Source organism: Stenotrophomonas maltophilia R551-3 (assembly GCF_000020665.1).
GTDB lineage: Bacteria > Pseudomonadota > Gammaproteobacteria > Xanthomonadales > Xanthomonadaceae > Stenotrophomonas > Stenotrophomonas maltophilia_L.
In genome coordinates, this window is the sequence record NC_011071.1 from 1,780,238 (window position 1) to 1,800,064 (window position 19,827).

At 63.8% G+C, this 19,827-nt stretch carries 19 protein-coding genes and 1 other RNA gene; 11 read left to right on the forward strand and 9 right to left on the reverse strand.

The annotated features are described in order from the left end of the window. Positions 1-319: 319 nt before the first annotated feature. The 5 genes from SMAL_RS08155 to ssrA all read right to left on the reverse strand — a co-directional run bounded on the left by SMAL_RS08155 (position 320) and on the right by ssrA (position 5,634). On the reverse strand, positions 320-1,564 hold the full coding sequence (locus tag SMAL_RS08155; protein WP_012510742.1) for an HlyD family secretion protein: 1,245 nt from the start codon (positions 1,562-1,564) through the stop codon (positions 320-322). Then, positions 1,561-3,681: a peptidase domain-containing ABC transporter gene (locus tag SMAL_RS08160; protein ID WP_232054062.1), complete on the reverse strand. Its 2,121-nt coding sequence runs from the start codon at positions 3,679-3,681 to the stop codon at positions 1,561-1,563. The genes SMAL_RS08155 and SMAL_RS08160 overlap by 4 nt, the downstream gene beginning before the upstream one ends. 160 nt (positions 3,682-3,841) lie before the next feature. Next, complete coding sequence (locus tag SMAL_RS08165; RefSeq protein ID WP_012510744.1) at positions 3,842-4,468, reverse strand: CPBP family intramembrane glutamic endopeptidase; 627 nt, start codon at positions 4,466-4,468, stop codon at positions 3,842-3,844. A 63-nt stretch (positions 4,469-4,531) separates the two neighbouring features. Next, the gene (locus SMAL_RS20735) at positions 4,532-4,726 is read right to left on the reverse strand and encodes a hypothetical protein (RefSeq protein ID WP_012510745.1); all 195 of its coding nucleotides are present in this window, start codon (positions 4,724-4,726) and stop codon (positions 4,532-4,534) included. Positions 4,727-5,241: 515 nt separating this feature from the next. After that, positions 5,242-5,634: a transfer-messenger RNA gene (ssrA, locus tag SMAL_RS20740) on the reverse strand. 320 nt (positions 5,635-5,954) lie between these two features. On the opposite strand from ssrA, the gene SMAL_RS08170 reads away from it, so the two are divergent. From SMAL_RS08170 to SMAL_RS08180, 3 genes are all read left to right on the forward strand, one after another. Then, a complete protein-coding gene (locus SMAL_RS08170; protein ID WP_232274012.1) occupies positions 5,955-6,923 on the forward strand; it encodes a hypothetical protein in 969 nt (322 codons plus the stop codon). Positions 6,924-6,998: 75 nt separating this feature from the next. Further along, positions 6,999-7,430, forward strand: coding sequence for a GNAT family N-acetyltransferase (locus tag SMAL_RS08175; protein ID WP_012510747.1), 432 nt, complete (start codon positions 6,999-7,001; stop codon positions 7,428-7,430). Positions 7,431-7,570: 140 nt separating this feature from the next. Continuing rightward, positions 7,571-8,143, forward strand: a complete 573-nt coding sequence (locus tag SMAL_RS08180; RefSeq protein WP_012510748.1) for a hypothetical protein — start codon at positions 7,571-7,573, stop codon at positions 8,141-8,143. A 125-nt stretch (positions 8,144-8,268) separates the two neighbouring features. Here the strand turns inward: SMAL_RS08180 and smpB are convergent, their stop codons facing one another. Further along, the gene (smpB, locus tag SMAL_RS08185; RefSeq protein ID WP_012510749.1) at positions 8,269-8,772 is read right to left on the reverse strand and encodes an SsrA-binding protein SmpB; all 504 of its coding nucleotides are present in this window, start codon (positions 8,770-8,772) and stop codon (positions 8,269-8,271) included. Positions 8,773-8,829: 57 nt separating this feature from the next. Here smpB and SMAL_RS08190 point away from each other — a divergent pair, with 57 nt between their 5' ends. After that, the gene (locus SMAL_RS08190; protein ID WP_012510750.1) at positions 8,830-9,255 is read left to right on the forward strand and encodes a type II toxin-antitoxin system RatA family toxin; all 426 of its coding nucleotides are present in this window, start codon (positions 8,830-8,832) and stop codon (positions 9,253-9,255) included. A gap of 3 nt (positions 9,256-9,258) precedes the next feature. Beyond that, entirely contained in the window at positions 9,259-9,516 is a 258-nt protein-coding gene (locus SMAL_RS08195; protein WP_012510751.1) for an RnfH family protein, read from the forward strand. 36 nt (positions 9,517-9,552) lie between these two features. On the opposite strand, the gene SMAL_RS08200 is transcribed toward SMAL_RS08195, so the two are convergent. Further along, positions 9,553-9,945 (reverse strand): outer membrane protein assembly factor BamE, encoded by a 393-nt coding sequence (locus SMAL_RS08200; protein ID WP_012510752.1) that lies wholly within the window; start codon positions 9,943-9,945, stop codon positions 9,553-9,555. A 103-nt stretch (positions 9,946-10,048) separates the two neighbouring features. Between SMAL_RS08200 and fur the strand changes: the two genes are divergently transcribed. Further along, positions 10,049-10,456: a ferric iron uptake transcriptional regulator gene (gene fur, locus SMAL_RS08205; protein ID WP_005409235.1), complete on the forward strand. Its 408-nt coding sequence runs from the start codon at positions 10,049-10,051 to the stop codon at positions 10,454-10,456. 116 nt (positions 10,457-10,572) lie between these two features. On the opposite strand, the gene SMAL_RS08210 is transcribed toward fur, so the two are convergent. Beyond that, complete coding sequence (locus tag SMAL_RS08210; RefSeq protein ID WP_012510753.1) at positions 10,573-11,829, reverse strand: SGNH/GDSL hydrolase family protein; 1,257 nt, start codon at positions 11,827-11,829, stop codon at positions 10,573-10,575. Positions 11,830-11,926: 97 nt separating this feature from the next. On the opposite strand from SMAL_RS08210, the gene SMAL_RS08215 reads away from it, so the two are divergent. Further along, complete coding sequence (locus SMAL_RS08215) at positions 11,927-12,844, forward strand: LysR family transcriptional regulator (protein ID WP_012510754.1); 918 nt, start codon at positions 11,927-11,929, stop codon at positions 12,842-12,844. 124 nt (positions 12,845-12,968) lie between these two features. Here SMAL_RS08215 and recN read toward each other — a convergent pair whose 3' ends face one another. Beyond that, positions 12,969-14,630: a DNA repair protein RecN gene (recN, locus tag SMAL_RS08220; RefSeq protein ID WP_012510755.1), complete on the reverse strand. Its 1,662-nt coding sequence runs from the start codon at positions 14,628-14,630 to the stop codon at positions 12,969-12,971. Between the two features lie 114 nt (positions 14,631-14,744). Between recN and hrcA the strand changes: the two genes are divergently transcribed. The 4 genes from hrcA (at position 14,745) to dnaJ (ending at position 19,779) form a co-directional block, all read left to right on the forward strand. Continuing rightward, positions 14,745-15,809, forward strand: coding sequence for a heat-inducible transcriptional repressor HrcA (hrcA, locus tag SMAL_RS08225; protein ID WP_012510756.1), 1,065 nt, complete (start codon positions 14,745-14,747; stop codon positions 15,807-15,809). A 63-nt stretch (positions 15,810-15,872) separates the two neighbouring features. Then, positions 15,873-16,388, forward strand: coding sequence for a nucleotide exchange factor GrpE (grpE, locus tag SMAL_RS08230; RefSeq protein ID WP_004153267.1), 516 nt, complete (start codon positions 15,873-15,875; stop codon positions 16,386-16,388). 180 nt (positions 16,389-16,568) lie between these two features. Further along, positions 16,569-18,494 carry a molecular chaperone DnaK gene (dnaK, locus tag SMAL_RS08235; protein WP_012510757.1) on the forward strand — a complete coding sequence of 642 codons (1,926 nt, stop codon included), beginning with the start codon at positions 16,569-16,571 and terminating at the stop codon, positions 18,492-18,494. Between the two features lie 154 nt (positions 18,495-18,648). Beyond that, a complete protein-coding gene (gene dnaJ / locus SMAL_RS08240; RefSeq protein ID WP_004153270.1) occupies positions 18,649-19,779 on the forward strand; it encodes a molecular chaperone DnaJ in 1,131 nt (376 codons plus the stop codon). Positions 19,780-19,827 lie beyond the last annotated feature (48 nt).

Here is a 19,827-nt window from a genome sequence, read left to right on the forward strand (position 1 = left end):
CGGCTCGATGTGAAGGGTGCAGGTGTCCCGTGGCCTCCTTTTGATGGCGACCAAGGACGAACGTCTTCGCGGACACATCCCCCCCAAGGAGAGGGTGGGAAATTTCTGAAGTGGTTTAGTGATGTCGAAAGCGAGAGAAGATGGCCGTTACCGACATGGCCTGTCGGACTTAGATCTAAGTGGCGCCTTTTCAGGGATTTTCACGGCGAAGCTGGTCGGGAAATGAAAAAACCCGGAAACCCACGCTGGAGGAATTTCAGGGCTTCTTCGGTACGTGACGAACCGTTTACTGCTGCCGGTCCAATCGAGCCATCGCGTACTAGCCCTTCAGCCTTCCGGACACAGAATAGAGCGGTTCCAGCAGCCATTCATAAAGCTTGCGACGCTCCCCCATGATATCTGCCTCGAGTTGCATGCCAGGGCGAAGCGGCTCCATCTTCCCGTATGCCAGCACTCCCTGCTGATCCAACGAGACCAGGACTCGATATAGAGACTGCGTCGTGCTGCCTTCCTTCTGATTCCCCGCCAAGGCGCTGCGAGAGATGCGGATGACTGTTCCTTCGTGGGCTCCAAATTTCTGATGGGGATAGGCCTGGTAACGCAGCAGAACCCTGTCGCCTGATTTAACGAATCCTATGGCCGAGCTGGGCACCAGCAGCTGTGCTCGAAGCTCGGACCCCTTGGGAAGCAGACTGAGAAGGGGTTGGCCGGGCTGCACCGCCTGGCCAGCCTCAACGAGTCGATTTGCCACCAGTCCAGTTACCGGGGCTCGAAGGAGCAGCTCTCCGTCGGCCTCCATCCGGATGAATTCCTGATTCAACGCGGCAAGGTCACGCTCAGACACTGCCTTGGCGGACAGCCTTTGGTGGGGAATTTCTGCAAGCCGCTGCTCAAGTTCGGCCAGGTTCCGCCGAATCGAGGTCGCTTGGCGTTGAAGGGCTTGTTGCGCATTGACCGCCTCAAGCACCGATTGCTCTTGTTGGTTGATCTGAATCAGGCTTACGTAGCGCTCATCCTCGACGCTCCGATAGCGGGCGAGGGTCTCGCGCCCGATTCTCACCTGCTCGCCGCGGGTATGTATCTCCGCGTCGATCTGCGAAAGCTCGCGCAACATCGCAGCGCGTTGGGTCTTGGCGCCATCCTGTTGAGTTGCCAGCTGTCTATCCTGAAATTCGCTCATCGCACCCACACTGGCTATGCGGGAGCGTTGTGCGTCCAGCAATGTTGATACGGCATCCTGGCCCGAGGACGTTACCCGAGGCACGTTGATCGTCAGCAGCCCGTCCTGGCGTTGCACATGATCACCCTCTTCGACGTCCAGTCTTGCGACCACTCCAGCGGACGGGGCGACGACCGTGGAAAGCCCGAGGTCGGGCACAAGCTCACCGGAAACTCGCGATCTGCGCGAATACTCGCCGATCCAGAAGAAGCTGACGATGCCCATGGCCGCTATCGCTGCGAATACCGCCAGAAGCCAGAACCGGAGTGGCTGTACGAGGGATATCCCGCCCAGCCAGCTTCGCCGCTGGGCATCAATCGCCTCCTTGCGGAAGAGGCCGCTCATGCAGTGAGCTCCGCTGCATCACCTCGCTCCGGCGCCAGGGAGCTGGATGTGTTCTGGCTCAGCACGTGCGCTACTCCTCCCGCATGCATGATCAGCACGCGGTCGGCGCTGGCGATGGTTTCCGGCCGATGGGCGATGATCACCCGAGTCAGTTCAAGCTGTTTTACGGCCTCATTCACCAGTCTTTCGCGCTCCACATCAAGATGGCTGGTTGCCTCGTCCAGGAAGAGCAATTGAGGTCTGCGATACAGGGCGCGAGCGAGGATCACCCGTTGTTTCTGGCCTCCAGAGAGGGTCGTTCCCATATCGCCGATCAGGCTGTTGTAGCCCATGGGCATGGCCGCGATGTCGTCATGCACAGCAGCCAACTGCGCCGCCTCAAGCACTTTTCCTTCATCATGGTGATCATCTTCGAAGGCAATGTTGTCGCTGACACTTCCTGCGAAAAGCTGGTCATCCTGCATCACGGCTCCGATCATGCGGCGGTAGTCGCTTATGCTGATCCTTGATAGTGGCACGCCGCCAATGCGGACCTGACCCTCGGTCGGCTGTAGGAGCCCAAGGAGTATCTTGATAAGCGTAGTCTTCCCGCAGCCCGAAGGGCCAATGATTGCGACCGACTCACCGGCGTCCACCACAAAGCTGCAGTTTTTCAGCACCCATGGCTCCCCAGGGGCGTAGCGGAAGCCAAGATCCTCGACCTCAATGCGGAGTCCGTCTGGCAACAGGGCGTTCCCGTTGTCAGTGCTGTCCTCTGGCTCGGAGAGAACAATGTCGGAGAGTCGCTCGCCGTGAAGGCGAAGCATGCGGAACTCTACCCACTTGTCGATCAACGCTCCAACGCGCTGCGAGAACTGGTCCTTGTAGGCAAGGTAAGCAATCAGCATGCCGACGGAGAACACATTGTCCATGGCCAGTAGTGCCCCCAGCCAGATGACCGCAATGCGCTCCAGGCCAAACAGCAACTGATTCGCACCACCGAAGCTCAGCCCGAACTTCGAGAGCCAAATGTCTTGATTGACGGTCTCGTTCATGAGGTTGAAGTAGCCCGCCTGACGAACTGATTCGCGGCCAGCGACTTTCACCGACTGAACTCCCCGAATCGACTCAAGAAGATGGCTCTCCTGTCGTGCCCCGGCAATCAGCTGCTTCTCCGTGCCTCGCCTGAGGGGCGCGAATGCGCAGGCGCGTGCAATTGCATACAGGGCAACTGCAAGCAGCGTGACCAGCGCCAGCTTCCAGCTGTACAGCAGCATCATTCCCAGGGTCACAACCGCCATGAGGCCGTCAATGAGTGCTTCTACGAAGCTGGTTGTCAGTGTTCTCTGAATGGCCTGGATGCTTCCCATCCGTGACGTGACATCACCTAGATGGCGCTTCTCGAAATAGTCCAAGGGTAAATGCAGGAGGTGGCGGAAGACGTTGCCGGTCCATTGCAGGTTGAGCCGGTTTGACAGGTAGATGACTGCCCAGCCTCGAATCTGCCCAATACATACCTGCAGCAGAAGCGCCAGAGCGAACCCAGTGCCCAGCACAGTCAGCAAGTCTCTGTCATAGGCGACGAGGGCTTGATCCACGGTCCACTGCATGAAGAACGGTGCTATCAGGACGAATACCTGAAGTGCCACAGACAAGAGCAGCAGTAGCCCAAGAGCCCGCCAAAGCCCCTCGACCCTGCCTGTCAGCTGTGCAAGCGAGACTGCTGGCGGGCGAGGGGTTACCTGGAACTCGGCAGTTGGATGCAACTCCAGAGCAATCCCGGTGAAGTGGCGTGAGATCTCCTCCAGGGAAAGCCTACGCTCGCCATAAGCGGGATCCAGGACAGTGACGCCGTTGCGATGAACTTTGCTGATTACAACAAAGTGGTTGAGGTCCCAGTGCGCGACGCACGGCAACTGAAGTTGGCTCAGGTGCTCCAGGTCCAAGCGCAGGGGCCGGCAACGAAAGCCTAAGCTTCCCCCGATTTCCATGATCTGGGCGAGGGTGGCACCCTTGAGGGAAAGTGCATGACGACGGCGAAGTTCACGGAGTCCGAGGTTGTTGCCATGATGCGACGCAATCATGGCCAGACAAGCGAGTCCGCATTCCGCTGCCTCAGATTGAATCACGACGTCAATGATCTAACGCTCCCAAAAAGGCCGCAAGACTGAAATAAAAAGAATGGGAAACTCAGGCGCGTAGCCGATGTCCATCATGTGCGCATGTGCGTCTTCAGGATGGGCGGGTTGTAAGTCCATGCTGGAACATGTGGGGGCCTAGGGATGCTTGGTATGGATCCTAGAGAAGAGGGGGGAGAAGTGCCCAATGCATGATGGAAAGATTGATAACTCCATGGATTATGGATCGCTGGACGGTGTTCAGGCCAAAAGCTATCGCACCAATGCAGAGAATCACCGAGTAGATGAAAGATGACACAAATGCATCGACGTGGACGGCAGCGAACAGCGCGCTGACGACAATGGCACCCGCGACTTTTCCGAGGTAGTGAGAGGCTCCATCCAGAAAGAGATGTCTCACGACCTTCTCCTCAAAAAGTGGAGCTACGATGCAGCTGGTTACGATGCCGAGCACATAGAACTTCAATGGAATTTCATTCAAGGATATGGAATTGCTGGCATGTCCTGAGGGCAGTCCTGCAAAAGCTATCCAAAGTGCTCCGCAAATAAGGCCGGCGCCAACCAATACGGGTGGAAGCCAGAAAGTCCATCTCCTTCCGGGTTCATTTGGAAATAGCCAGGCGCAAGCGAGAAATGCGAGGAACTCAGTCGCCGCCTTTGATCCGAATACGTTGAATGAATCCAGAATCCCCTGTGCTGCCCCAACGGCAACCGTCGCAATCGCTGCGGCGAATATCTTGTTCTCCGCAATAGGGCGGGGTCTTCGATGGGCAAATTTTTGAAGCATGTTTCCTTGCTCCAAGGGTCTAGGCCCGAAATGGCGCCTAGACCCCTACTTATGCTGCCTGAATCAGCGAGCCATGATGTAGTGATAGATCAGGCCGGCAGCGCCAATTCCACTGAATGGTGCGATCCTTCCGTACATATACGCAGCATTACCAAAATCATTGAGCGTTCCGGTGACGTGGGTGCCGTTGCTTGGGCCAATCTGGATGCGAACACCGCCCGAAATTTCTGCAACTTCAAGTTCATTTAGATCACGCATACAGCCTCCAATTCCAAGTTGTTGAGACAGTCATCCTCGTGAGCCCGCGCAGCGCGTCGAGCATGAGCCAAGCCGCACCGACAGTCATTCATGTGGCTACGATGCCGATGTGCTGGCAATGCTCTTGTGTAAGAACGGATTGAGGCAAGGCATCCCCCATTCCACCTTCAGCAATGTTCACGTTGAGTTCACATCCCGCTTGGCTGCAGGACCGGGGCGTGGCAGAGCAAGCTGCGAACAGGTTGGTCAATACACAGCCAGCAGAATTGGCGCATGGCATTCCGTTCGATGCCGGATCTGTTCGAAGGCGTCAAGTGATTCCACAAGGCGAGGGGCCATGAGTCGCTAATCATGGTCGACGGCCAGGTGATCGCGCTGATCGTATGGCGACGGCGTACCGCACGACCTGGCCACAGCTCTATGGATTGTCCAGATCTACAGCGGGCAACAAAAAAGCCGGAACCCTTATTTGACGAGGGATTCCGGCTTTTCGTGGACCCTTGCGGACCCGGTATTGGTGGAGGTGGGCGGAATTGAACCGCCGTCCGAAGGCACTCCATCCCCAGCACTACATGCTTAGCTCACCGTTGAATCTCATCCCCGAGCAGCACGGTGTGCAAAGCGCACCCGGGAACCAGCCTGTTGTGTTCTAGTGCCGGACTGACAGGCAGCCGCCCAGCGCGATTCCATGATAATGACTCTACGCTGCGAGCATGGACACAAGCAGTTTCGAGGCTCCGCCTAAGTCGGCAGAAGGTCACGCACCGCAGTTTTTAGGCTGCGAGAGCGACCGGAGCGTAGTTGTCGTCGTTGGCAACTAGAGTTTTGCAGCTGGATTTACGAGGAAAGCTACCCCCTCGGCATGCGCCAGGCGACTTCACAACCCCCGTCGAAACCAATGCACCCCCGGTTTCTTCAAGTCTTGCAAGGCTTTCAGGTTCCAGGTTGACCTAAAGTCGCCCAGGAGCCTGCCTAACGCTGCGAATGGTACGGCAATCTTCCTGAACAGTCACGCGCGGGGTGGTCTCGTGCCCCTGCCGCTTGGCACGTTGCCATCCCCGGGGAGGCATGCTCGAATTTCCTGACGTCACTCCACGGGCCTCCCATGGTCGTTTCCGTCAGCTCCGGCAAGATGCGACTGGGATGGGCGCGGGCGCTTGCCGCGGCCGTTCTGGCAATGCAGGCATGGCCCGTCGTAGCGGTCGAATCGCCGCAGGCGACGGTGGAGGTGGCTTACAGTCCATCGCTGGACCTGTTCAACCTGCTCGACAACCTGCCTGATTGGCTGCCGGGATACACCGCTTCGGTCTACCAGCAGGAGTGGCAGCGGCGCTTCGGCCTGGACGAGCAGGACCGCGCGTTGTTGGCTGCCTATGCAGCATTCCGCCAGCGCACGTCACCACTGGCGCGGGATCACGAGGTAATGGCCGCGGCAGCCGAGCGGGTGTTCGCAGGTGCAGACACCCGCGACGGCGATCCGTTCGCCAACCATTTCCTGGCGGCAGAATCGTTCGACGTAGCCGTCAAGGCTGCAATTGCCGGCCAGGACCACCATGACCAGGCCTTGCTGCGGCGGTATTACGCGCGCTTCGCCCCGCATGCACGCCAGCTGCTGGCAGGGCAGGCGCCATTCAACGCGCAGAAGCGCGAACTCGCACGGCAGCTGGCATCCGACCCGGTCGGCGGGCTTGCAGCGCAGATGCAGGCGTTCTTCAGGGTGGATGCGCCAGCCACCTTCCAGGTGCGTTTCCTCTGGTGGCCGGATGCGACGCAGACCCAGGCCAAGCTGCGGGACGGATACATTTTTCTGTTCTCGATGTTCGATGCCGAGGAAGACTGGGCACCGATCGTGATGCACGAGTACAGCCACTTTCTTTCAGCCGGGCAGCCGCCGGCGCAACGAAAGGCGTTGGCCGAAGCCTTTACGGCGTTGTGTCCCGCCGCGCTGACGCTGCGCAACCCATTGAATGCACTGGAGGAACCGCTGGCGATCTACTGGGGCCAGTACCGGTTCGAGCAGGAGGTGCGCGGTGACACGCTGTCGCCGGAGTCGTCCTGGTACATCCAGCCCCATGCAGACCAGGCAGCGAAGGCGCTCGCGGCAGCGTTCCCGGCAACAGGTCCTGCGCCACGCCTGGAGGCCGGCCCGCTGTTGGATGCAGCGGCATCTGTCTGTGCTGACGCCAAGGTGAAATAGCGTTGGGCGCTGCGCCGGGTGCACGCAGGGTTGATAGGATCAGGATCCCGGATATGCAGCTTATGGACGGATCCGATGTCGCTTGAAATCGCTGTAACGGATGAACCCAGCAACGAGGCGCTGGACCTGATTGGCAGTGGCCTGGACCAGTTCAATCTGGAGGCTGCAGGGTATGCCGATCGACGCGCGCTGGCGGTACTGGTTACCGATCCAGCCAGCGGCAAGGTGGTAGGGGGCCTCACAGGGCGAACGTCGCTGGGCCTGTGGTTTGTCGATCTGTTCCATCTGCCACCGGCATATCGCGGCAGCGGGCTGGGCTCGCGTGTGCTGAAGGCTGCGGAAGATGAGGCACGGCGGCGGGGTTGCCGCTCCGGTGTGCTTTACACCATCAGCTTCCAGGCGCCGGACTTCTATGTGAAGCATGGCTGGACCGTATTCGGTGAAGTGCCGTGCGATCCGCCCGGTACGTGCAGGGTGTTCCTCAGCAAGGATCTGTCAGCGGGGTGAGCGCGGCCGCCGCCCACGCGCCTTGTCAATCCGCAACTTGTTGTAGAGCGTCTGTCATAGCGGATTGCTAACTTCGTGGGCACGAATTTGCGACACACTGGCAACGACCATCCGGGCCAGGACAGACACGGAGACTGTGGGTGACCGATGCAAGCCAACAACGCAGCCTGCGACAGCTGATCGGGCCGGTCGGCGCCGATTACCAGCGGCGCGCTGTGCCGCCGGGCTGGGTCTGGGCGGTGCTGGGGGTGCTGCTAGCGGCAACCTGGCTGACCGAGCTGCCGGCTACCGCCGCCGCCGCGTTGGTGGCCAGTGCGGTGGTGGTGCATTGGTCGCAGCGGGGCCGGTTCCATTGGCTGGGCTGGCGCCTGCCGGCGCTGGCGGTGCTGGCCGCCCTGCTGTGGGGGCCGGAGGTGCTGTCGCAGTGGTTCGAACACGGGCTTGCCGTGGTCCTGATGTCGCTGGCCAGCCTCAGTATCGGTGTGCATGTGTGGCAGTCGCGGCAGATGGCCCGGCAGCTGCAGGGTGCGGCTGATTCGCTGGATGACGCCCAGTTGCTGGCGCTATTGCCGGCTGATGCGGCTGAACTGGCCCGGAAGTGGCGGGCGGGTGATGACCGCTACGCGCCGGAACTGGCCGTGGTGATGCACCTGGCGGTGATGCATGCGGCGCTGGCGCCGCGGATGCGCAGGCAGGGCATGCTGGCGGGGTGACCCGCCTTTTGTAGAGTCGAGCCATGCTCGACTGCTTTTCTTACCGAAGCCGAGCATGGCTCGGCTCTACAGAAAGCCAAGGCAGTCGAGCATGGCTCGACTCTACAGGGGGATGCGCAGACGCCTTACGCGTCGCGGTTGCCGCGACGCATTACGCGCTGCTTCTCGATCGCCCAGTCACGATCCTTGGCGGCATCGCGCTTGTCGTGGGTCTGCTTGCCCTTGGCCAGCGCCACTTCCAGCTTGATCTTGTTCTTGCTCCAGTACATCGCCGTCGGCACGATCGTGTAGCCATCGCGCTCGACCTTGCCCACCAGCTTGTCGATCTCGCTCCGGTGCAGCAGCAGCTTGCGCTCGCGCCGATCGTTGGCCACCACATGGGTCGAGGCCTGGATCAACGGGGTGATCTGCGCGCCGATCAGGAAGATCTCGCCCTGCTTCACATAGGCGTAGGCGTCGATGATGTTGCCGCGGCCGGCGCGGATCGACTTCACCTCCCAGCCCTGCAGGGCCAGGCCGGCTTCGAAGCGCTCCTCGATGTGGTACTCGTGGCGGGCACGCTTGTTCAACGCGATGGTTTTGTTGGCCGTCGCGCTCTTTGCTTTATCCTTGACGCTGTTCTTGCTCATATCCGTATTGTCTCCGATTCGGGCCCGCCCGGTCGATTGCCGAAACGTCCTGTATTCATGCCAACTATCCGCCGCAGCGCCCTGGTCGAACATTCGGCCGCACGCATGTTCGACCTGGTCAACGATGTCCAGGCTTATCCGCGCCGCTTCCGCTGGTGCTCGGCTGCCCAGATCCTGGAGCAGGGCGAGGACCGGCTGGTCGCGCGCCTGGACCTGGGCCTGGGCTCGTTCAGTACCTGGTTCCAGACCGAAAACACCCTGCAGCGACCGCACAGCATCGACATGCAGCTGCGCGACGGTCCGTTCAAGCAACTGCACGGCCGCTGGGAATTCCATGTGCTGGCCGAGGATGCCTGCAAGGTGACCCTGACCCTGGAGTTCGAGCCCAGCTCGCGGCTGCTTGGCCCGGCATTGGCGATCGGCTTCCAGGGGCTGGCCGATCGCATGGTCAACGACTTCGTCCGCGTCGCCGACGAGGCCTGAACGATGATCGAGGTCGAGGTGGTGCTAGCTTGGCCGCAACAGGTGCTGTCGCGCCGGCTGCAGCTGGAAGAGGGCGCCACCGTGGCTGAAGCCATTGTCGCTGCCGCGCTGGAAGGCAGTGCTGGATGCCCGGCCGTGGCCGTGCACGGCGTACTGGCGCGCCCGCAGCAGGTGCTGCTGGATGGCGACCGCATCGAGCTGCTACGCCCGCTGCTGGCCGACCCCAAGGACAACCGCCGGCGTCGCGCGCTCGGCGGTTGATTCCCGCAACCCGTCCGCGTGGACGGGCAGGGGGCCTCAGCGGCCCTTCTTCTTCTTGTCCTTCGGCAGGTTGCGGCCGAACTGGCGGACGGTCTGCTGGGCCAGGGCCTTGTCGTTGCCCGGGAAATACTCGCCTTCCCAACGGGTCACGTTGTCGTTCTCGAAGAACACGGTGAAGTTCTTCACCTCGGTACGGCCCAGGCGGTTCACGCGCTGGCTGGCGGTGTAGTCCCAGCGCTGCGCATGGAACGGGTCGGGAATGGACGGGGTGCCCAGCAGCGCGGTGACCTGCTGCTTGCTTTGCCCGACCTGCAGCTTGGCCACGGCATCTTCCCGGATCAGGTTGCCCTGATAGATGGGTTGCTTGTAGATGATGCCGCACCCGGTGGTGGACAGGGCGACGGCGGCGACCAACAGGAGATTGCGCATCGGGACTGGCGGTTGGGGAAATCAAACCGATGATACACTCCCGGCGTGCCACCGCGACCCAATCCGAGGCAGCTGGCGCTAAATCGCCAATGAACGGAGACCTATGGAAACCCACGACCTGCGTAAAGTCGGCCTGAAGGTGACCCATCCGCGGATGCGGATCCTGGCGCTGCTCGAGCAGCGCAACGCCCAGCACCACATGACCGCCGAAGATATCTACCGCCAGCTCCTCGAGCACGGCGACGAGATCGGCCTTGCCACGGTGTACCGGGTGCTGACCCAGTTCGAGGCCGCCGGCCTCGTGCTCAAGCACAATTTCGAAGGCGGCCAGGCCGTCTACGAGCTGGACCGTGGTGGCCACCATGACCACATGGTCGACGTGGACAGCGGCAAGATCATCGAGTTCGAAAGCCACGAGATCGAGGAGCTGCAGCGCAAGATCGCAGCCGACCACGGCTACGAGCTGGAAGAGCACTCGCTGGTGCTGTACGTGCGCAAGAAGCGCAAGTAAGCCGTTCCGGCCAGCTGGATGCGACAAGACCCCGGGCTTGCCCGGGGTTTTTCGTTGATGGGGTCAGCGCCCTTTCCCTGCGGGAAGGAGATCCGACCCCGGCCGGCCCCTTGGGGTCAGATCCCTTTTCCACCAGGAAAGGGCTCTGACCCCGGGCTGCCCAGCAAGGCGTCCAGATCCACCGCCTCGGCCATCGCCTTGTTGCCTGCATCGCCCGGATGCAGGTGGTCGCCGGAGTCATAGGCGGCAGCCATCCGTGACGGATCCGCCGGGTCGCGCAGGGCGGCATCCAGATCGATCAGCGCATCGAACGGGCTGTCGCTGCGCAGCCAGGCATTGAGCTGCTGGCGCAGCGCTTCTTTTTCCGGCTGGTAGTAGTCGTCCAGCGGCGTGCCGGGCAGGGCGCCGGCGAACGGCGCCAGGGTGGCACCCAGAATGCGCAGGCCCCGGCCACGGGCCTGGTCGGCCAAGGCGCGATAGCCGGCCTGCAGTTCGGCCAGCGTTGGCCGCACCTGGTTGCGGGCGAACGCGGTGCCGGGCCAGCTGATGTCGTTGATGCCGATCAGCACGATCACGCTGGCCACGCCGGCTTGGTCCAGCGCGTCACGCTGGAAGCGACTGAGGGCGGCGTCCCCCATCCCGTCGCGCAGCAACCGGCCACCGGAGATGCCGCCGTTGACCACGGCCACGCCTTGCGGTGCCAGGCGCGCCGCCAGATGGTCGGTCCACCGCTGGTCCTGGTCGAGGCTGGCGCTAGCGCCGTCGGTGATTGAATCGCCGATCACCACCACGCTGCGCGCGCTGGCCGCCGCCTCGACCTCGATGCCTGTCAGGAACAGGCGGGCAGTGGTGCTGCTGGCCCGGCTCAGTGCCTGGGCTTGGCTCTGGTCGCCGGGCGCAATCCAACTGGTCTGGCGGCCTTCCCAATGGAACGTCTGCAGCGGCGTCGGCCCCGGCACGAAGACGCTGACCTGCAGCGCCTGGCGGTCATCCGTGGCCAGTGGTAGTGGATCGCTCAGCCGTTCCTGGCCGGGATCGATCAGCACGCTGGGCTGGCCGTCGAAACGGAGTGGCTGCGGCGTTGCGCCTGCCTGTGCCGCCACGCTTGCCGCCTCGATCCGCAGCGGCTGGCTGCCATAGGCATTGCTCAGCCGAACCCGCAGCCGAGGGCCGCCCAGGCTGATACGCGCGGTCTGGCGGAAGGTCTGGTCATGCAGTTCGGCTGGAATCAGGGGGGGGAACAGGAAGCCCGCGTCCCACACCCGTTGCGGGCTGGCCTGCCAGCTGGCGACCCAGAGTGGGGGCGGGGCGGCGCTGGCAGCGCCGGACAGGACGATCAATGCGGCGGCGGTGAGCTGGCTGAAGCGATTCATTGGGCGGCCCAGAGTGGAGGGACCGCCATGGTGATTCCGCGCTCATCTGTGAACTAGACTGCGCATGGACAATCATCTGTGAACTGAATTCATAGTCATGGCACGACCCGACATCAACCGATCCGGCGAACTGGAAGTGTTCGTGCGGGTGATCGAGACCGGTGGCTTTTCCGCCGCCGCGCGTACGCTGGATATGACGCCGTCGGCAGTCAGCAAGCTGGTGGCACGGCTGGAGCAACGGCTGGGCACGCGCCTGCTGCAGCGTTCCACCCGCCAGCTGCAGCTGACCCCGGAGGGCTGCGCGTTCTACGAGCGTGGCCTGCGCGTGCTGGCCGACCTGGAGGAGGCCGAGCGTTGCGCCAGCGCGCATGCCGAGCCGCGCGGACGGCTGCGGGTCAATTCCAACGTGCCGTTCGGCCAGCATTTCCTGTTGCCGCTGCTGCCGGCGTTCCTCGAGCGCAACCCGCAGGTGGGCGTCGATCTGACCTTGAACGACGAGGTGATCGATCTGCTCGAGCAGAGAACCGACGTGGCGGTGCGCGCCGGCCCGCTGAAGAGTTCCAGCCTGGTGGCACGACGGCTGGGCGCAACGCGGATGATGATCGTGGCCGCACCGGCCTATGCGCAGCGGCACGGCCTGCCGCGCACCCCCGAGGAGCTGCAGTCGCACAACCGTCTGGACATCGGTCATGCGCGTGCGATGCAGGGCTGGCCGCTGCTGCAGGATGGTCGTGAGCGGATGTTGCTGCCCAGCGGCAATGCACGCGCCAGCAACGGCAACGCACTGCGTCAGCTGGTGCTGGGGGGCCTGGGCCTGGCGCGGCTGGCGACCTATCAGGTGCAGGAGGACATCGCTGCCGGACGCCTGTTGCCGGTGCTGGAAGAGGCCAATCCCGGTGACCTCGAAGAGGTGCACGCAGTGTTCCTGGGGCAGGGCGGTTACCTGCCGCTACGCGTACGCGCGTTCCTCGATTTCCTGGTGGAAACGGTGGATCTGGCGCGGCCGTTGGGGTGAGCCTGGTAGTGCCGGCCGTTGGCCGGCAACCTCACGATCTTCGCCCAACCGCGTCGGGGTGCCGGCCAGCGGCCGGCACTACCGTGCGGAAGTCGAGCATGGCCCGACGCTACAAAAGCGGGGCTCAGACCTGCAGCAGCTTGCGCGCGGCGGCGCGCGCTTCCTTGCTCACTTCCACGCCGCCCAGCATGCGCGCCAGTTCTTCTTCGCGTGCCTTGCTGTCCAGCTTCTCCACTGCGCTCTGGGTCATGCCTTCCACCGGCGCCTTGCTGACCCGGTAGTGCGCATGGCCCTTCGAGGCGACTTGCGGCAGGTGGGTCACGCACAGCACCTGGCGCTTCTCGCCCAGCGCGCGCAGCTTCTGCCCGACGATGTCGGCCACTGCACCGCCGATGCCCGAGTCGACTTCGTCGAACACCATGGTCGGCACCGCATCCAGGTCCAGCGCGGCCACTTCGATGGCCAGCGAGATGCGCGACAGTTCACCGCCGGAGGCCACCTTGCGCAGCGCGCGCGGCGGTTGGCCGGCGTTGGCCGCGACCAGGAATTCCACGCGTTCGGCACCCTGCGGATCGGGCTTGCCGGCGTCCTGCGGCTCCAGCTCGATCAGGAACTGGCCGCCGCCCATGCCCAGCTCGGCAATGATGCCGGTGGTGGTGGCCGACAGTTCGGCAGCAGCGCTGCGGCGGCTGGCGGACAGCACGTCGGCCTGTACGCGCCAGGCGGCGACGGCCTTGTCGATCTCGCCGGCCAGGCGCTGCAGGCGCTCGTCGGCGCCGCGCAGCTGTTCCACTTCGGCATGCATGCGCTCGCGCTGCGCGCCGAGCTCGTCCATCGGCACGCGGTGCTTGCGGGCCAGGTCGTGCAGTCGGCCGAGGCGACGCTCGTTCTCCTCGAACTGTTCGGGGTCGGCGTCGAGGTCGTCGTGCACCCGGTCCAGCAGCGACAGGGCTTCGTGCAGCTGGATCGAGGCGTTCTCGATCAGGCCGTCCACCTCGCCCAGGCGCGGGTCGTGCTCGATCAGCCGCGACAGCTCGTGGCGGACCTGTTGCAGCAGGTCCAGCGCGGAACTGCCGTCGTCGCCGTTGAGCTGGTTGCTGGCGGCCTGGCAGGCACTCAGCAACGCGCTGGCATGGGCCTGGCGGCGGTGGCTGGCGCCGAGTGCGGCGATCGATTCCGGCTCAAGGTCCTCGCGGTCGAGCTCGCGCAGCTGGTGTTCAAGGAAGCCGATACGGTCACTGACGTCGCCCTGTTGCGACAGGGCAAGTGATTCGTCGACCAGCGTCTGCCAGGCGGCAGCGGCACGGCGCACCTGGCGGCGCTCGTCCTCGTTGCCGGCATAGGCGTCGAGCAGGGCCAGCTGCGACGGACGCGTCAGCAGGGCCTGCTGCTCATGCTGGCCATGGATTTCGACCAGCAATCCGGCCAGGTCTGCCAGCTGTGCCAGCGTCACCGGGCGGCCGTTGATCCACGAACGTGAACCGCCATCGGCGCGGATCACCCGCCGCAGCTGGCACTGTTCCTCATCGTCCAGCTCGTTGTCGGCCAGCCATTGGCGCGCGGCCTGCAGCTGGTCCAGCGCGAATTCGGCGGAAAGCTCGGCGCGCGCGGCACCGTGGCGGACCACGCCACTGTCGGCGCGCAGGCCGGACAGGAAGCCCAGGGCGTCGACCATCAGCGACTTGCCGGCGCCGGTCTCGCCTGAAACGACCGTCATGCCGGGCCCGAACTCCAGTTCGGTGGCGCGGACGACGGCAAAATCCTTGATCGAAAGATGTCTGAGCATGGGTAAGGGGTATCAGCAGCCGCGCAACGCTAGCACGTGGGCGAGGGAGGTCCAATGACTTGCCAAGGTGATGCGCCGCCATTATCTAGTGTCCGTGTCTCACAGGTTGATTCCATGCACGGTTCTCCCGACCAGCTTGCCCCGCGTGCGCGCCATCTGCTGCGCTCGCTGATCGCGCGTTACATCCAGGACGGCGAGCCGGTCGGCTCGCAGACGCTGGCGCGTGTGGCCGGCCTCGAGGTCAGCCCGGCCACCATCCGCAACATCCTCGGCGACCTTGAAGACCTGGGGCTGCTGGCGTCGCCGCATACCTCGGCCGGGCGCATCCCGACCGCGCATGGCTACCGGGTGTTCGTCGACAGCCTGCTGCAGATGCAGCCGCCGGGCGAGGGCGAGCTGGCCCGCCTGCGTCAGGAGCTGGCGGGCGGCGGCAGCACCCAGGCCCTGCTTGGCAGCGCCTCGGAACTGCTGTCGGCGATGAGCCACTTCGTTGGCGTGGTCAGCGCGCCACGACGCGAGCAGTTTGCCTTCCGACAGATCGATTTCGTGGCGCTGGACGGACGCCGGGTGCTGGCGATCCTGGTGTTCGCCGACAACGAGGTGCAGAACCGGGTCATCGAGACCCGTCAGGACTTCGCGCCAGGCCAGCTGGAGCAGGTCGCCAACTACCTCAATGCCCACTTCGCCGGCCTCCCGATGGCCGAGATCCGCACTCGGCTGCTGCTGGAGCTGCGCGACGCCCGCTCGGAGCTGGAGCAGCTGCTGGCGCACAGCATCGAGCTGGCCGAGCAGGCCCTGCAGCCGCCGGCCGACGACATGCTGGTGGCCGGCCAGACCCGGCTGATGGGAGTACAGGACCTGTCCGACCTGGAACGCCTGCGCGAGCTGTTCGAGCTGTTTTCCAGCAAACGCGAGATCCTGCAGCTGCTGGAGCGCACCATCCAGGCCCCGGGCGTGCGTATCTTCATCGGCGAGGAGACCGGGATGATGCCGCTGCAGGGTGTCTCGCTGGTCACCGCCCCGTACACCGCCAATGGCCAGGTGCTGGGCGTACTGGGCGTGATCGGGCCGAAGCGGATGGCCTACGACCGCATGATTCCGCTGGTCCAGGCCACCGCCGATGTGCTCGGCGCGGCCTTTTCACCGGCCGGGCGCACTCCCGGAACATCCGACGCTTGAAACGCAGCATCCCGCCCACACTAGGGTGGGTGGAGGCGGAGATTGACCGCCAGGGACCCAGACATGAACCACGAACATCCAGATATCGAATCCCAGCAGAGTGCCGCCGATGCGGCCGCCGCCGCCGGCGTGAACGACGAAGTGGAGCGCCTGCGCGCTGAGCTTGATCAGGTCAAGGCCGATGTACTGCGCGAACGCGCCGACCTCGAGAACCAGCGCAAGCGCGTCGCCCGCGACATCGAGCAGGCCCGCAAGTTCGCCAACGAGAAGCTGCTGGGCGAGCTGCTGCCGGTGTTCGACAGCCTGGATGCCGGCCTGAAGGCCGCCGGTGACGATGCCCATCCGCTGCGTGAAGGCCTGGAGCTGACCTACCGGCAGCTGCTGAAGGTCGCCGGCGACAACGGCCTGGTCCTGCTGGACCCGACCGGCCAGCCGTTCAATCCGGAGCATCACCAGGCCATCAGCCAGGTGCCGACTCCGGGCGCCGCCCCCGGCAGCGTGGTGACCGTGTTCCAGAAGGGCTACCTGCTCAACGAGCGCCTGCTGCGGCCGGCGCTGGTGGTGGTGGCGGCCGACTGACCCCGCGGGGCCGGGAGGCGGGCAGGATCCGCGCCCGACCCGACGCTGAACGCGCCGGGCAACCGGAAACACAGCGTTCGGAGGATGGCTTGAATGTTCCACGGGCCTCCCCCACTTCGTATTCATCCACCGGCCGAACGGCCGGACTGACCTAAACAGCATTCTTCAGGAGTCTCCCCCATGGGCAAGATCATTGGTATCGACCTCGGCACCACCAACTCGTGCGTGGCGATCATGGACGGCGGCAAGGCCCGCGTCATCGAGAATTCGGAAGGCGATCGCACCACACCGTCGATCGTCGCCTACACCAAGGACGGCGAAGTCCTGGTGGGTGCCTCGGCCAAGCGCCAGGCCGTCACCAACCCCAAGAACACCTTCTACGCGGTGAAGCGCCTGATCGGCCGCAAGTTCACCGACGCCGAAGTGCAGAAGGACATCGCGCACGTCCCGTACAGCATCCTGGCGCATGACAATGGCGATGCCTGGGTGGCCACCAGCGATGCCAAGAAGATGGCGCCGCAGGAAATCTCGGCCAAGGTGCTGGAAAAGATGAAGAAGACCGCCGAGGACTTCCTCGGTGAGAAGGTCACCGAAGCGGTCATCACCGTGCCGGCCTACTTCAACGACAGCCAGCGCCAGGCAACCAAGGACGCAGGTCGCATCGCCGGCCTGGACGTCAAGCGCATCATCAATGAGCCGACTGCGGCCGCGCTGGCCTATGGCCTGGACAAGGGCGACAACAAGGATCGCAAGATCGTGGTGTACGACCTGGGCGGCGGCACCTTCGACGTTTCGGTGATCGAGATCGCCAACGTCGATGGTGAAAAGCAGTTCGAAGTGCTGGCGACCAACGGTGACACCTTCCTGGGCGGCGAAGATTTCGACAACCGCGTCATCGAGTACCTGGTTGAAGAGTTCAACAAGGACCAGGGCATCGACCTGCGCAAGGATCCGCTGGCCCTGCAGCGCCTGAAGGATGCTGCCGAGCGCGCCAAGATCGAACTGTCCAGCGCCCAGCAGACCGAAGTGAACCTGCCGTACGTCACCGCTGACGCGTCGGGTCCGAAGCACCTGAACATCAAGTTGACCCGCGCCAAGCTGGAGTCGCTGGTGGAAGAGCTGATCAGGAAGTCGATCGAGCCGTGCCGCGTCGCCCTGAACGATGCCGGCCTGCGTTCGAGCGACATCAGCGAAGTGATCCTGGTCGGCGGCCAGACCCGCATGCCGAAGGTGCAGCAGGCGGTGACCGAGTTCTTCGGCAAGGAACCGCGCAAGGACGTCAACCCGGACGAAGCCGTGGCACTGGGTGCTGCGATCCAGGGCGGCGTGCTGGGCGGCGACGTCAAGGACGTGCTGCTGCTGGACGTGACCCCGCTGTCGCTGGGTATCGAAACCATGGGTGGTGTGTTCACCAAGATCATCGAGAAGAACACCACCATCCCGACCAAGGCCTCGCAGGTGTTCTCCACCGCCGAGGACAACCAGTCGGCCGTGACCGTGCACGTGCTGCAGGGTGAGCGCGAGCAGGCCCGCTTCAACAAGTCGCTGGCCAAGTTCGACCTGTCCGGCATCGAGCCGGCCCCGCGCGGCCTGCCGCAGGTGGAAGTGTCCTTCGACATCGACGCCAACGGCATCCTGCACGTGTCGGCCAAGGACAAGAAGACCAACAAGGAACAGAAGGTCGAGATCAAGGCCGGTTCGGGCTTGTCCGAGGAAGAGATCGCACGCATGGTCGCCGACGCGGAAGCCAACCGCGAAGAAGACAAGAAGTTCCAGGAACTGGTGCAGGCCCGCAACCAGGCCGACGCCCTGATCCACGGCACCCGCAGCGCCATCACCGAGCACGGCAGCAAGGTTGGCGGCGATGTCATCGGCAAGGTGGAAGCGGCCCTGGCCGACCTGGAAACCGCGATGAAGGGTGACGACAAGGCGCAGATCGAAGCCAAGTCGAAGGTGCTGGAGGAAGCTGGCCAGTCGCTGTTCGCCGCCGCTTCGGCCGAGCAGGGCGGTGCCGCCCCGGGCGCCGACGCCGGCAATGCGGGCAAGGCGCAGGATGACGTGGTGGATGCCGAGTTCACCGAAGTCAAGGACGACAAGAAGTCCTGATCCGGACCGACGCGGGACGCTGCCTGCCAGCGTCCCGTTGTCGTATCAGGGTCCTGGCCGCCCTCTGGCGTGTCGGGGCGCCCGACGCAAGAGCGGACCTGGTTCCGCTCTTCCGCTTTGACGAATCCCGACTTTCCGGAATGCGATCCACGATATGAGCAAGCGCGATTACTACGAAGTGCTGGGCGTTGCCCGCACTGCCAACGACGAAGAGCTGAAGAAGGCCTACCGCCGTTGCGCGATGAAGTTCCACCCGGACCGCAACCCGGGTGATGCGGCGGCCGAAGCCTCCTTCAAGGAGTGCAAGGAAGCCTACGAAGTGCTGTCCGACGGCAACAAGCGCCGCATGTACGACAGCCACGGCCACGCCGCGTTCGAACACGGCATGGGCGGTGGCGGCGGTCCGGGCGGCCCGGACATGAACGATATTTTCGGCGACATCTTCGGCAACATCTTTGGTGGTGCAGGCGGCGGTGGTCCGCGCCAGGCCCGCCGTGGTGCCGATATCGGTTACGTGATGGAGCTGGACCTGGAAGAAGCGGTGCGTGGCGTCGAGCGCCGCATCGAGATTCCGACCCTGGCCGAATGCGGTGACTGCGATGGCAGCGGCTCGGAAGACGGCAAGGTCGAGACCTGCAACGTCTGCCATGGTCGCGGCCAGGTGCGCATCCAGCGCGGTATCTTCGCCATGCAGCAGGCCTGCCACAACTGCGGCGGCCGCGGTCAGATCATCGCCAAGCCCTGCAAGACCTGCCATGGCAACGGCCGTGTCGAGGAAGACAAGGTGCTGTCGGTGAAGGTGCCGGCGGGCGTGGATACCGGCGACCGCATCCGTTTGTCGGGCGAAGGCGAGGCCGGTCCGGCCGGTACACCGCCAGGCGATCTGTACGTGGAAGTGCGGGTACGCGAGCACGCGATCTTCCAGCGCGATGGCGACGACCTGCACTGCGAAGTGCCGATCCGCATCTCGCAGGCCGCGTTGGGCGACACCGTGCGCGTGGCAACCCTCGGCGGTGAAGCGGAAATCCGCATCCCGGCCGAGACCCAGACCGGCAAGCTGTTCCGCCTGCGCGGCAAGGGCGTGCGTTCGGTGCGCAGCCGCAGCGAAGGCGACCTGTACTGCCGCGTGGTGGTGGAGACCCCGGTCAACCTCACCAACGACCAGCGCAAGCTGCTGGAGCAGTTCGAAGCAACCTTCAACGGTGAAGATGCGCGCAAGCACTCGCCGAAGTCGGCGACCTTCATCGATGGCGTGAAGGGCTTCTGGGACCGGATGACGTCCTGAGTCTTCAACGGAAACGTTGAACGGTAGCGCCGGGCCATGCCCGGCGTT

Bases quoted from the DNA above. Each gene is read 5' to 3' on its own strand.
- SMAL_RS08175 (WP_012510747.1), top strand. From the start codon at position 6,999: ATGTCGCTTGAAATCGCTGTAACGGATGAACCCAGCAACGAGGCGCTG.
- SMAL_RS08190 (WP_012510750.1), top strand. From the start codon at position 8,830: ATGCCAACTATCCGCCGCAGCGCCCTGGTCGAACATTCGGCCGCACGC.
- SMAL_RS08155 (WP_012510742.1), bottom strand. From the start codon at position 1,564: ATGAGCGGCCTCTTCCGCAAGGAGGCGATTGATGCCCAGCGGCGAAGC.
- smpB (WP_012510749.1), bottom strand. From the start codon at position 8,772: ATGAGCAAGAACAGCGTCAAGGATAAAGCAAAGAGCGCGACGGCCAAC.
- hrcA (WP_012510756.1), top strand. From the start codon at position 14,745: ATGCACGGTTCTCCCGACCAGCTTGCCCCGCGTGCGCGCCATCTGCTG.
- SMAL_RS08165 (WP_012510744.1), bottom strand. From the start codon at position 4,468: ATGCTTCAAAAATTTGCCCATCGAAGACCCCGCCCTATTGCGGAGAAC.
- dnaK (WP_012510757.1), top strand. From the start codon at position 16,569: ATGGGCAAGATCATTGGTATCGACCTCGGCACCACCAACTCGTGCGTG.
- dnaJ (WP_004153270.1), top strand. From the start codon at position 18,649: ATGAGCAAGCGCGATTACTACGAAGTGCTGGGCGTTGCCCGCACTGCC.
- SMAL_RS08215 (WP_012510754.1), top strand. From the start codon at position 11,927: ATGGCACGACCCGACATCAACCGATCCGGCGAACTGGAAGTGTTCGTG.
- SMAL_RS08195 (WP_012510751.1), top strand. From the start codon at position 9,259: ATGATCGAGGTCGAGGTGGTGCTAGCTTGGCCGCAACAGGTGCTGTCG.
- fur (WP_005409235.1), top strand. From the start codon at position 10,049: ATGGAAACCCACGACCTGCGTAAAGTCGGCCTGAAGGTGACCCATCCG.
- SMAL_RS08210 (WP_012510753.1), bottom strand. From the start codon at position 11,829: ATGAATCGCTTCAGCCAGCTCACCGCCGCCGCATTGATCGTCCTGTCC.
- SMAL_RS20735 (WP_012510745.1), bottom strand. From the start codon at position 4,726: ATGCGTGATCTAAATGAACTTGAAGTTGCAGAAATTTCGGGCGGTGTT.
- grpE (WP_004153267.1), top strand. From the start codon at position 15,873: ATGAACCACGAACATCCAGATATCGAATCCCAGCAGAGTGCCGCCGAT.
- SMAL_RS08200 (WP_012510752.1), bottom strand. From the start codon at position 9,945: ATGCGCAATCTCCTGTTGGTCGCCGCCGTCGCCCTGTCCACCACCGGG.
- recN (WP_012510755.1), bottom strand. From the start codon at position 14,630: ATGCTCAGACATCTTTCGATCAAGGATTTTGCCGTCGTCCGCGCCACC.